This window comes from Amycolatopsis sp. NPDC006125 (assembly GCF_040614195.1).
GTDB lineage: Bacteria > Actinomycetota > Actinomycetes > Mycobacteriales > Pseudonocardiaceae > Amycolatopsis_E > Amycolatopsis_E tucumanensis.
The window spans coordinates 1-11,024 of sequence record NZ_JBEXTZ010000164.1 but is presented as its reverse complement, the minus strand read 5'-3'; the positions used below and the strand labels follow the sequence as shown (position 1 = coordinate 11,024).

12 protein-coding genes are annotated in these 11,024 nt (G+C 71.2%); 6 read left to right on the top strand and 6 right to left on the bottom strand.

Annotated elements, in window-relative coordinates; translation table 11 throughout:
* Nucleotides 1–150: 150 nt before the first annotated feature.
* The 5 genes from ABZ193_RS41700 to ABZ193_RS41680 form a co-directional block, all read right to left on the bottom strand.
* Nucleotides 151–1,350 (bottom strand): MFS transporter, encoded by a 1,200-nt coding sequence (locus ABZ193_RS41700; protein ID WP_354714277.1) that lies wholly within the window; start codon nt 1,348–1,350, stop codon nt 151–153.
* Between the two features lie 76 nt (nt 1,351–1,426).
* On the bottom strand, nt 1,427–2,041 hold the full coding sequence (locus ABZ193_RS41695; protein WP_354714275.1) for a TetR/AcrR family transcriptional regulator: 615 nt from the start codon (nt 2,039–2,041) through the stop codon (nt 1,427–1,429).
* Between the two features lie 22 nt (nt 2,042–2,063).
* Nucleotides 2,064–3,410, bottom strand: a complete 1,347-nt coding sequence (gene paaK / locus ABZ193_RS41690; protein WP_354714273.1) for a phenylacetate--CoA ligase PaaK — start codon at nt 3,408–3,410, stop codon at nt 2,064–2,066.
* Nucleotides 3,411–3,423: 13 nt separating this feature from the next.
* A complete protein-coding gene (gene paaI, locus ABZ193_RS41685; RefSeq protein ID WP_020422851.1) occupies nt 3,424–3,807 on the bottom strand; it encodes a hydroxyphenylacetyl-CoA thioesterase PaaI in 384 nt (127 codons plus the stop codon).
* Nucleotides 3,808–3,896: 89 nt separating this feature from the next.
* Complete coding sequence (locus ABZ193_RS41680) at nt 3,897–4,688, bottom strand: enoyl-CoA hydratase-related protein (protein ID WP_237340045.1); 792 nt, start codon at nt 4,686–4,688, stop codon at nt 3,897–3,899.
* Between the two features lie 82 nt (nt 4,689–4,770).
* Here ABZ193_RS41680 and paaZ point away from each other — a divergent pair, with 82 nt between their 5' ends.
* From paaZ to paaE, 6 genes are read left to right on the top strand one after another with little or no spacing between them, the layout of a single operon-like run.
* On the top strand, nt 4,771–6,795 hold the full coding sequence (gene paaZ / locus ABZ193_RS41675; protein WP_237340048.1) for a phenylacetic acid degradation bifunctional protein PaaZ: 2,025 nt from the start codon (nt 4,771–4,773) through the stop codon (nt 6,793–6,795).
* Nucleotides 6,792–7,736 carry a 1,2-phenylacetyl-CoA epoxidase subunit PaaA gene (paaA, locus tag ABZ193_RS41670; protein WP_354714271.1) on the top strand — a complete coding sequence of 315 codons (945 nt, stop codon included), beginning with the start codon at nt 6,792–6,794 and terminating at the stop codon, nt 7,734–7,736. The genes paaZ and paaA overlap by 4 nt, the downstream gene beginning before the upstream one ends.
* Entirely contained in the window at nt 7,733–8,020 is a 288-nt protein-coding gene (paaB, locus tag ABZ193_RS41665) for a 1,2-phenylacetyl-CoA epoxidase subunit PaaB (protein WP_017984160.1), read from the top strand. Before paaA ends, paaB begins: the two co-directional genes overlap by 4 nt.
* 7 nt (nt 8,021–8,027) lie before the next feature.
* Nucleotides 8,028–8,912, top strand: coding sequence for a 1,2-phenylacetyl-CoA epoxidase subunit PaaC (gene paaC, locus ABZ193_RS41660; RefSeq protein WP_354714279.1), 885 nt, complete (start codon nt 8,028–8,030; stop codon nt 8,910–8,912).
* Entirely contained in the window at nt 8,906–9,397 is a 492-nt protein-coding gene (gene paaD / locus ABZ193_RS41655) for a 1,2-phenylacetyl-CoA epoxidase subunit PaaD (RefSeq protein ID WP_020422846.1), read from the top strand. Before paaC ends, paaD begins: the two co-directional genes overlap by 7 nt.
* Before the next feature lies 1 nt (nt 9,398).
* Complete coding sequence (paaE, locus tag ABZ193_RS41650; protein WP_354714269.1) at nt 9,399–10,481, top strand: 1,2-phenylacetyl-CoA epoxidase subunit PaaE; 1,083 nt, start codon at nt 9,399–9,401, stop codon at nt 10,479–10,481.
* Here paaE and ABZ193_RS41645 read toward each other — a convergent pair.
* Complete coding sequence (locus ABZ193_RS41645) at nt 10,459–10,677, bottom strand: hypothetical protein (protein WP_027936592.1); 219 nt, start codon at nt 10,675–10,677, stop codon at nt 10,459–10,461. The genes paaE and ABZ193_RS41645 overlap by 23 nt on opposite strands.
* Nucleotides 10,678–11,024: the final 347 nt, after the last annotated feature.

Genomic DNA, 11,024 nt, shown 5'->3' with positions numbered 1-11,024 from the left:
GCCGACCAGGGTTGTCAAGGCACGCTTTCCCGCCTTGACAACCCTGCTCGGCGACTGAAACACAATCAGCCATCGGGGGCGGGGGAGGTCGGAAGGTGACCGTTCGGCGCCGAAAGGCGCACCGCCCAAAGGGCGGACTCCCCGCCAGTTTCAGGCGACGGGATGACCACCCAGCTTCGCTTGTGTCGCTTGGCGCGCCGTCGACACCGCCCAAACCCCCAACCCGACCAACGGCAGCACCGCGCCGAAGAGACTCGGCCCAGCCCAGCCGAACGCGTCGTACAGACTCCCCGCCACTGCCGACGCCACCGCGCCTCCGACGAAGATCGTCGTCATGAACACCGTGTTGATGCGGGCCCGCGCCTCCGCCCGCAGGCCGTAGATCTCCCGCTGCGAAAGCACCTGGTGGCCCTGCACCGCGAGGTCGAGCACCACCCCGGCCAGCGCCAGCACCACGACCGATCCCGCGCCCAGCCACGCCACGACCATTGCCACCGCGGCCAGGGCCAGCGCGATCCCGCTGCCGATCCCGCCGTGCCCGCGGTCGCCCAAGCGCCCTGCCAACGGGGCGGCCGCCGCGCCGGCCGCGCCCACCAGCGCGAACACCCCCACCTCGGTCTGCGTGAGCCCGTGCCGCCCGACCAGTTCGAACGCCACCGACGTCCAGAACGCCGAAAACGCCCCGAACATCAACGCCTGGCACACCGCCCGGCGCCGCAACGCGGGTTCCTCCCGGGCCAGCGTGAGGATCGACCGCATCAACCGGGCGTAACCCTCGTCGTGCGAGGGGCGGCGGTGGGGGAGCATCCGGCGCGCCGCGACCGCCACCACCAGCATCAGCACCGCCGACACGAAGTAGATCGTGCGCCACCCGAACGCCCCGGCGACCAGGCTGGACAACGTCCGCGCCAGCAGGATCCCCAGCAGCAGACCGGTCATCACCGTGCCGACGAACCGGCCGCGCTGCTCCTCCGGCGCGAGGTGCGCGGCGAACGGGATGAGGATCTGCGCCACCACCGACGTCACGCCGATCAGCACCGATGCGGCCAGGAACACCCCGAACACCGGCGCCACGGCCGCGACCACCAGGGCGAGCGCGGTGAACACCAGCGTGCGCGACGCCAGCGCCCGGTTCTCCACCAGGTCGCCGAGCGGCATCAGCAACGCGAGCCCGGCCGCGTAACCCAGCTGGGTCAACGTCACGACGAGCGCCGCGCTGCCCTGGCTCACGCCGAACGCCGTCGCGATCTCGGCCAGCAGCGGCTGCGCGTAGTACAGGTTCGCGACCGTGGCGCCGCAGGAGAACGCGAGCACCACCATGATCAGCCGCAGGTTGCGGATTTCCGGCATGACTGTGCGGACACCACGCACGGCCAGTGCATTCCCGGTGTGAGACCGTTCACCCGGGAAACCCGGCAAACGAGTCCTAAGCGGACCGCACCCGCAGCCCGTCGAAGGCCACCGCCGCCACCGTCTCCGCCAGCTCGTCGCCGCTCTGCCCGCCGCGCGGCCGGTACCACTCGATCAGCGAGTTGACCATGCCGAACAACAGGCGCGCCGCGGTCGGCGGGTCGATGTCCGGCCGCAGGTCGCCCTCGTCGACGGCCTTGGTGACCAGTTCGGACACGATGTGGTCGAACTCACGACGACGGGCCAGCGCGTCCCGCTCCACCTTCGTGTTGCCGCGCACCCGCAGCAGCAGCGTCACGAACGGCAGCCGGTCCACCAGCACCCGGACACTGCCGCGCACCAGGTACTCCAGCCGGTTCACCGCGCGCCCGTCGACCGAATCCAGCTCGGCCACGATCTCGAACAGCCCGTCCAGCGCCCGGTTCACCGCCAGCCGCAACAACTCCTGCTTGCTCGGCACGTGGTGGTAGATGGCGGACTTGGTGATGCCCAGCTTGCGCGACAGGTCCTCCATGCTGGTGCCGTCGTAGCCGCGCTCGTTGAACAGCTTGACCGCGACCGCGAGCAGGGACTCCAGGTCGTAGCCCGGCCTGCCACGCCGGGCGGGCCGGGCCGGAGGTGCGGTCGTCATGACCCCAGTATCCCAAGTGGTCTCAGGCCGGCGGGCGCTGGTCGATCACACGGCGCAGTTTGCCCATCGACCGTTCCAGCGTGTCCGGGTCGAGCACCTCGACGCCGACGCTGATCCCCACGCCGTCCTTGACCCGCGCCGCGATCTCCGACGCCGCCGACACCCGGCGCTCGGCCGTGGTGTCGTGCCGGGCCTCCACCAGCACCGTGAGGTGGTCCATCCGGTCCTTTTTGGTCAGCTTCAGCTGGAAGTGCGGCGCCAGGCCCTCGGTCGCCAGCACGATCTCCTCGATCTGCGTCGGGAACACGTTGACGCCACGCAGGATGATCATGTCGTCGCTGCGGCCGGTGACCTTGTCCATGCGCCGGAACGCCGGCCGCGCGGTGCCGGGGCGCAGCGCGGTCAGGTCCCGCGTGCGGTACCGGATGACCGGCATGGCCTGCTTGGTGAGCGAGGTGAAGAGCAGCTCACCCGTCTCGCCCTCGGGCAGCACGTTCCCCTCGACCGGGTCGACCACCTCGGGGTAGAAGTGGTCCTCCCAGATGTGCAGGCCGTCCTTGGTTTCCACGCACTCCTGCGCCACACCCGGCCCCATCACCTCGGACAGGCCGTAGATGTCCACGGCGTGCAGGTCCATCCGCTGCTCGATCTCGCGGCGCATCTGCTCGGTCCACGGTTCGGCGCCGAAGATGCCCACCCGCAGCGAGGACTTCGCCGGGTCCAGGCCCTGGCGCTCGAACTCGTCCAGCAGCGTCAGCATGTACGACGGGGTCACCATGATGACCTCGGGCTGGAAGTCGGTGATGATCTGCACCTGCCGCGCGGTCATACCGCCGGACGCGGGGATCGCGGTGCAGCCCAGCTTCTCCACGCCGTAGTGCGCGCCGAGCCCGCCGGTGAACAGGCCGTAGCCGTAGGCCACGTGCACCTTGTGCCCCGGCCGCCCGCCCGCCGCGTAGATCGAGCGGGCCATCACCGTCGCCCAGGTGTCGATGTCGGCCTCGGTGTAGCCGACCACGGTCGGCTTGCCGGTGGTGCCGCTGGAGGCGTGGATGCGGCGCACCTGCTCCTGGGGCACGGCGAACATGCCGAACGGGTAGTTGTCCCGCAGGTCGTGCTTGGTGGTGCAGGGGAACTTCGCCAGGTCCGACAACTCGCGGCAGTCGTCCGGGTGCACCCCGGCCTCGTCGAACTTGCGGCGGTAGAACGGCACGTTCTCGTAGGCGTGCCGCAGTGTCCACTGCAGACGTTCCAGCTGGGTGGCGCGCAGCTCGTCGACGCTCATCCGCTCGGCGGCGGTCAGGTCGTCCGGCGCCGGCGCGGTGCCGAGGCGCTTCGCGTGAGGCACGTCGCTGTGCATGGTCGTCATGGGGGCCGGCTCCTCAGTTCTTCCCGATCGTGCGGCTGCGGCCGCGGAATTCGGCGATCACTTCGCGCCCGGCGCCGGTCTCCCGGTGCACCGTGACGTCGTAGATGCCGTTGCGCCCGTAACGCGTGCGTTCCTCGGCCGTGGCGACCAGGCGGTCGCCGAGGCGGGCGCTGGCGACGAACGAGATCTCGGCGCCCGCCGCGACCGTCACCGGGCCGTGGCTGTTGCACGCGCAGGCGAACGTCGTGTCGGCCAGCAGGAAGATGTAGCCGCCGTGGGCGATCGCGTGCCCGTTCACCATCTGCTCGGTGACCGTCATGCGGGCGACCGCCCGGCCGGCGTCGGCTTCGACGAGTTCGATGCCGAGCGACTTCGACGCGACGTCGTCGGCGAACATCGCCTGCGCGGCTTGGGACACGGCGGCACTGCCTTCCGTCGTTACTGACCGAATGGACGGTTAATAATGTGCGTCCGGCCTCGGCACTGTCAAGACCCCTGGAACACCGGCTTCGACTTGCTCAGGAAGGCCTCGACGGCGCCGCGGTGGTCGTCGGTGAGCCCCAGTCGCGCCTGCGCTTCGCCTTCCAGCCGCAGAACTTCCGGCAACGGCGCGCCCCAGGACGCGGCGAGCGCGCGCTTGGCCTCCGCGTAGGCGCGCGTGGGGCCCGCGGCCAGGCGGGCGGCCAGGTCGGCGGCGGTGGCGGCCACCTCGTCGGCGGGCACGACGCGCCCCGCGATGCCCCACTCCGCGGCCTGCGCGGCGGTGAAGGTCTCGCCGAGCAGGACGAGTTCGCTCGCCCTGGCCGCGCCGACGGCCCGTGCGAGGCTGGCGGACAGGCCGGAGTCGCAGGTCAGGCCGATGCCGGTGAACGCGGTGCCGAACTTCGCGGCGTCCGCGGTGACCCGCAGGTCGCAGGCGAGCGCGAACCCGAGCCCGGCGCCGACGCACGTCCCGTTGACGGCCGCGACCACCGGTTTCGGCATGGTCGCCAGCGTGGTGACGATGGGGTTGTAGTGCTCGTCGATGGTGGCGAACGCGGTGGCCGGGTCGGCGCGCAGCGCGTCGGCGTGCTCGGCCAGGTCCTGACCCACGCAGAACGCCCGGCCGGCGCCGGTGAGCACGACGGCGCGGACCGTCTCGTCGGAGGCGACGAGCTCGAGCGCGTCCCGCAGCTCGGTCTTCAGTTCGCCGGTGAGGGCGGGCCGGAGCATCGTCACCGTGGCCACTGCGCCTTCGCGGGAAACGGAAACAACGTCACTGGTGCTTTCGTCAGCCATGCCGAGACGCTACCATGACTTCCTGAACGTTCGGTTGGTTAATCCGGGGAAGCGAGGAACGATGGCCCAGCAGTCGACGAGGATGCTGCGCAGCTACGTCAGCGGCGGCTGGCGGACCGGGGAGGGCGAGGGGGCGCCCCTGCACGACGCGGTCACCGGCGCCGAAGTCGCACGGATCTCCTCCGCCGGCATCGACATGGCCGCCGCGCTCGACCACGGCCGCCGCGTCGGCGGACCGGCCCTGCGCGAGCTGACCTTCCACCAGCGGGCCGCGCTGCTCAAGGCCGTGGCCTCCCACCTGCGCGAGCACCGCGACGAGCTGTACGAGCTGTCCGCGAAGACGGGCGCCACACTCGGCGACTCCAAGTTCGACGTCGACGGCGGCATCGGCGTGCTGTTCGCCTACTCCGGCAAGGGCAAGCGCGAGCTGCCCAACGACACCGTCTACGTCGACGGCAACGTGGAGCCGCTGAGCAAGGGCGGCACGTTCCTCGGCCAGCACATCGCCACCCCGCTGCGGGGTGTCGCGGTGCAGATCAACGCCTTCAACTTCCCGGTGTGGGGCCCGCTGGAGAAGTTCGCCCCGGCGTTCCTCGCGGGCGTGCCGAGCCTGGTGAAGCCGGCCAGCCAGACCGCGTACCTGACCGAGCGGGTCGTCGAGCTGATCATCGAATCCGGCCTGATCCCCGAGGGCACGCTGCAGCTGATCTCCGGCAGCGCCGGCGACCTGCTGGACCACCTCACCGAGCAGGACCTGGTGTCGTTCACCGGGTCGGCGTCGACCGCGCAGAAGCTGCGCACCCACCCGGTGATCGTGCGCCAGGCCGTTCGCTTCAACGCCGAGGCCGACTCGCTGAACTGCTCGATCCTCGGCCCGGACGCCAAGCCCGGTACGGCCGAGTTCGACCTCTACGTCAAGCAGCTGGTCACCGAGATGACCGTCAAGGCGGGCCAGAAGTGCACAGCGATCCGCCGCGCCTTCGTGCCTGCCGAGCTGCTCGACGACGTGGCCGAGGCCGCCGCCGAGCGCCTGGCGAAGGTCAAGATCGGCAACCCGGCCGCCGAAGGTGTCCGCATGGGCGCGCTGGCCAGCCTGGAGCAGCGCGAGGAGGTCCGCCGCTCGCTCAAGGCGCTGCAGGACGCCTCCAGCGTCGTGTTCGGCGACCCGGAGCGGGTCGAGGTGGTCGACGCCGACGCCGAGCGCGGCGCGTTCATCTCGCCGGTGCTGCTCAAGGGCGACGCCGACCGCGCCGAGCCGCACGAGGTCGAGGCCTTCGGCCCGGTCTCCACGCTGATGCCCTACACCTCGGTCGAGCAGGTCATCGGCTACGCCGCCCGCGGCCAGGGCAGCCTCGCCGGGTCGGTCGTGACCGGCGACGCGCAGTTCGCCCGCGAGGTCGTGCTGGGCGTGGCGCCGTGGCACGGCCGCCTGCTGGTGCTCGACGCCGACGACGCGAAGGAGTCGACCGGCCACGGTTCGCCGATGCCGGGCCTGGTGCACGGCGGCCCGGGCCGCGCCGGCGGCGGCGAAGAGATGGGCGGCATCCGCGGCGTGCTGCACCACATGCAGCGCACCGCCGTGCAGGGCAGCCCGAAGGTGCTGTCCGCGGTCACCGGCCGCTGGGTGGAGGGCGCGCCGCGCAACACCGAGGACGTGCACCCGTTCCGCAAGTCGTTGGCAGAGCTGAAGATCGGCGACAGCGTGGTGGCCGGGCCACGCACCGTGACCCAGGAGGACGTGGACCACTTCGCCGAGTTCACCGGCGACACGTTCTACGCCCACACCGACCCCGAGGCGGCGGCCGCGAACCCGCTGTTCGGCGGCATCGTGGCGCACGGCTACCTGGTCGTGTCGTTCGCCGCCGGCCTGTTCGTCTCGCCCGAGCCGGGGCCGGTGCTGGCCAACTACGGCCTGGAGAACCTGCGGTTCCTGACCCCGGTCAAGCCCGGCGACGAGCTGACCGTGACGCTGACCGCCAAGCAGATCACCCCGCGCGAGAACGCCGACTACGGCGAGGTGCGCTGGGACGCCGACGTGACCAACTCCGCGGGCGAGTCCGTCGCCAAGTACGACGTGCTCACCCTGGTGGCCAAGGAGAACCGATGACTGCCATCCTCGACGAGAAGGACCTCGAACGGCACTTCGAGCACACCATCGAAAAGGACCAGCGGATCGAGCCGCGGGACTGGGTGCCGGAGGGCTACCGCAAGACGATGATCCGGCAGATCGCGCAGCACGCGCACTCCGAGATCATCGGCATGCAGCCGGAGGGCAACTGGATCACCCGCGCGCCGTCGTTGCGGCGCAAGGCGATCCTGCTGGCGAAGGTGCAGGACGAGGCCGGGCACGGGCTGTACCTGTACTCGGCGGCGGAGACGCTGGGCGCCGACCGCGCGGACCTGACCGAGAAGCTGATCAGCGGCAGGCAGAAGTACTCGTCGATCTTCAACTACCCGACGCTGACGTTCGCCGACGTGGGCGCGATCGGCTGGCTCGTCGACGGCGCCGCGATCTGCAACCAGGTGCCGCTGTGCCGGTCCTCCTACGGGCCGTACGCCAGGGCGATGATCCGGATCTGCAAGGAGGAGTCGTTCCACCAGCGGCAGGGCTACGAGCTGCTGATGACGATGGTGAAGGGCACGCAGGCGCAGCGCGACATGGTGCAGGACGCGGTGAACCGGTTCTGGTGGCCGTCGCTGATGATGTTCGGCCCGCCGGACGCCGAATCGGCCAACACCGCGCAGTCGATGGCGTGGAAGATCAAGCGGCACACCAACGACGAGCTGCGCCAGCGGTTCGTGGACATGACCGTGCCGCAGGCCGAGGCGCTCGGCGTGACCCTGCCGGACCCGGACCTCAAGTGGAACCCCGAGCGCGGGCACTACGACTTCGGCCAGGTCGACTGGGACGAGATGAAGCAGGTCGTCGCGGGCAACGGCCCGTGCAACACCGAGCGGCTGGCGCGGCGGCGGCAGGCGCACGAGGACGGCGCGTGGGTCCGCGAGGCCGCGGCCGCGCACGCGCGCAAGATGGCGGAGGCGAAGTGAGCAAGAGCGAGTGGCCGCTGTACGAGGTGTTCGTGCGCGGCAAGCGAGGCCTCAACCACGTGCACGTCGGGTCGCTGCGCGCGGCCGACGACCAGATGGCCCTGCACAACGCGCGTGACCTGTACACGCGGCGCAACGAGGGCGTCAGCATCTGGGTGGTCAAGGCCGCCGACATCACCGCGTCCTCGCCGGACGAGAAGGACCCGTTCTTCGCGCCGTCGGGCGACAAGGTGTACCGGCACCCGACGTTCTACGACATCCCCGACAACGTTCCCCACATGTGAGCTGATGATGTCCTTTGACAACGCCTACGAGGCTTTGATCGACGCTCACGACGACTCGCGGTGGGCGTTCGGCACCGGGTTCGAGGACCCGCTCGCCGGGGTCGACACCTCGGTGCCGTCCGGTGTGGACGGTGACGACCTGGCGCGGTACTGCCTGATGCTGGGCGACGACGCGCTGGTGTTCTCGCACCGGCTGCAGCAGTGGTGCACCCGCGCGCCCGAGCTGGAGGACGAGGTCGCGATCGCCAACATCGGCCTCGACCTGCTGGGCCAGGCGCGGTTGCTCCTGGCGCGCGCGGGCAAGGCCGATGGTTCAGACCGCGGCGAGGACGACTACGCGTTCTTCCGCGACGAGCACGAGTTCCGCAACGTCCGGCTCGCCGAGCTGGAGCGCGGCGACTTCGGGCAGCTCATCGCGGTGCTGCTGGTGTTCTCGACCTGGCGGCTGGCGTTGTTCCAGCGGCTGCGGTCGTCGGTGGACCCGGTGCTCGCCGCGATCGCCGACAAGGGCGTGAAGGAGCTGACCTACCACCGCGACTACGCCGCCCAGTGGGCCGTGCGGCTCGGCGACGGCACCGCGTTCTCGCACGAGCGGATGCAGGCCGGGCTGGACGGGATCTGGCCGTTCGTGGACGAGCTGTTCGTGCCGCACGAGACCGAGTCGCGGCTGGCCGCGGCGGGTGTCGCGGTCGACCCGGCTTCGGTGCGCGCGGAGTTCGACGACGTGCTGGCGCAGGTGTTCGCCGCCGGTTCCCTGGCCCGCCCGGAGAGCGCGGGCAAGGCCGGGGTCAACGGGCAGACCGGCCGGGGTGGCCGGCACACCGAGGCGATGGGCTACCTGCTGGCCGAGCTGCAGAGCGTCGCCCGCGCCCATCCGGAGGCGACATGGTGAGCGCCCGCGCCGTCGCGGAGACCGTCCGCGACCCCGAGCTGCCGATGCTGACGCTGGCCGACCTCGGCGTGCTGCGCGAGGTGTCCGAACAGGACGGTGCGGTGACGGTGTCGATCACGCCCACCTACACCGGGTGCCCGGCGATGGACACCATGCGCGACGACCTGGTGCACGCGCTGCAGGGCGCCGGGTACTCGCGCGTCGAGGTCCGCACGGTGCTGCAGCCGGCCTGGAGCACCGACTGGATCAGCGAGCGGGGCCGCCGGGCGCTGGCCGAGGCGGGTATCGCGCCGCCGGGCAGCGCGCCGCGGCGGCCGTCCGGGCCGATCCCGCTGACGCTGAGCCCGCCGGTGCGCCGGGTGTCCTGCCCGCGGTGCGGGTCGGCGGACACCGAGCTGGTGTCGGAGTTCGGGGCCACCGCCTGCAAGTCGTTGCTGCGCTGCCGGTCCTGCGACGAACCCTTCGAGCACGTCAAGGAGATCTGAGGTGACCGCGAGCACCAAATCGAGGCTGCGGGGCGACTTCCACACGCTGACCGTGGCCGAGGTGACGCCCCTGTGCGACGACGCCGTCGCGGTCACCTTCGACGTGCCGGAGGAGCTGGCGGACGCCTACGCGTTCCGGGCTGGGCAGTCGCTGACGCTGCGGCGGACGATCGACGGGCGCGAGGAGCGCCGGTCGTACTCGATCTGCTCGCCCGAGGGCAGCAAGCCGCGCATCGGGGTGCGCGAGGTGCCGGACGGGCTGTTCTCGACGTGGCTGGTGCACCAGGTGCGGCCGGGCGACGAGATCGAGGTCGGCACGCCGACCGGGAACTTCACGCCCGACCTGTCGGTGCCGGAGCACCACGTGCTGATCGCGGCCGGCTCGGGCATCACGCCGGTGCTGTCGATCGCGGCGACGGTGCTGCGCGACCCGGCCGCGACGGTCACCGTGCTGTACGGCAACCGCCGCACGGACACCGTGATGTTCGCCGACGAGCTGGCCGACCTGAAGGACCGCTACCCGGACCGGCTGGAGCTGGTGCACGTGCTGTCCCGGGAGCCGCGCGAGGCGGAGCTGTTCACCGGGCGGCTCGACGGTGAGAAGCTGTCGGCGTTGCTGGCGTTGTTCCCGGACGTGTCGGCGGTCGGGCACTGGTGGCTGTGCGGGCCGTTCGGGATGGTCACGGTGGCGCAAGAACGGTTGCGTGCCGCCGGAGTGCCGTCGTCGCGGATCCACCAGGAACTGTTCTATGTGGACGACGTGCCGCCGGAGCCGGTGCGGCACGAGGAGAAGCCGCTCGACGGGGTCGTCACCCAGGCGACGATCATCCTCGACGGCCGCGCCACGACGGTCGCCGTGCCGCGGGACGTGCCGGTGCTGGACAGTGCTCAGCGCGTGCGGCCGGACCTGCCGTTCGCGTGCAAGGGCGGGGTGTGCGGCACGTGCCGGGCGAAGGTGACCGCCGGTGCCGTGGACATGCGCCGCAACTTCGCGCTCGAGGAGGGCGAGGTCGCCGACGGGTTCGTGCTGACCTGCCAGTCGCTGCCGGTGTCCGACGCGCTCACGGTCGACTTCGACGTGTGATGGGCACCGCCTTCGCCGCGGCGGCCAGTGATCCCGCCGCGGCGAAGGCGAGCACGATGGCCAGAACGCCGGACAACCACACGGACATGGCGAGCGCCAGGTAGACCTGCACCGCCGCGGTCACCGCGAACACCGCCGTCAGGACAAGCCAGACCGGACGGTCGGTGACCGGAGTCTTGGACTGGCCCAAACCCACTGCGAAACCCCTCCCGCGATCTTCCAGATACCCCTGGTATCGCCAAGCGGCCCGCCCGGGTTACCGCTGGGCACGATCCGTGACGTTGTCAACATTTGCCAGTTGGCTCCTGCCCGCGGCGGGCTTGCTGTGCGGAGTGGCGCGTTGCTTGGACTGGTGCGTTGCCTGAAGTGGCGCGTTGCTCGGCGTGGCCAGCCTGCAGCCCGTGTGGGCCACCCGCTGCCCGCACCGACCTGCCGCCACCCGGCGGCCAGTCCGCCGCTGCACGGGCTGACGCACCGCGCCCACCGGCAACCGCCGCAGCCGACCGCCGCCGCACCGGTAACCGCCGCAGCCGACCGCCGCCG

Coding starts and splice junctions, on each gene's coding strand:
- paaD (WP_020422846.1), top strand. CDS start 8,906: ATGGTGAGCGCCCGCGCCGTCGCGGAGACCGTCCGCGACCCCGAGCTG.
- paaZ (WP_237340048.1), top strand. CDS start 4,771: ATGCTGCGCAGCTACGTCAGCGGCGGCTGGCGGACCGGGGAGGGCGAG.
- paaK (WP_354714273.1), bottom strand. CDS start 3,410: ATGACGACCATGCACAGCGACGTGCCTCACGCGAAGCGCCTCGGCACC.
- paaA (WP_354714271.1), top strand. CDS start 6,792: ATGACTGCCATCCTCGACGAGAAGGACCTCGAACGGCACTTCGAGCAC.
- paaI (WP_020422851.1), bottom strand. CDS start 3,807: ATGTTCGCCGACGACGTCGCGTCGAAGTCGCTCGGCATCGAACTCGTC.
- ABZ193_RS41695 (WP_354714275.1), bottom strand. CDS start 2,041: ATGACGACCGCACCTCCGGCCCGGCCCGCCCGGCGTGGCAGGCCGGGC.
- ABZ193_RS41700 (WP_354714277.1), bottom strand. CDS start 1,350: ATGCCGGAAATCCGCAACCTGCGGCTGATCATGGTGGTGCTCGCGTTC.
- ABZ193_RS41680 (WP_237340045.1), bottom strand. CDS start 4,688: ATGGCTGACGAAAGCACCAGTGACGTTGTTTCCGTTTCCCGCGAAGGC.
- paaC (WP_354714279.1), top strand. CDS start 8,028: ATGTCCTTTGACAACGCCTACGAGGCTTTGATCGACGCTCACGACGAC.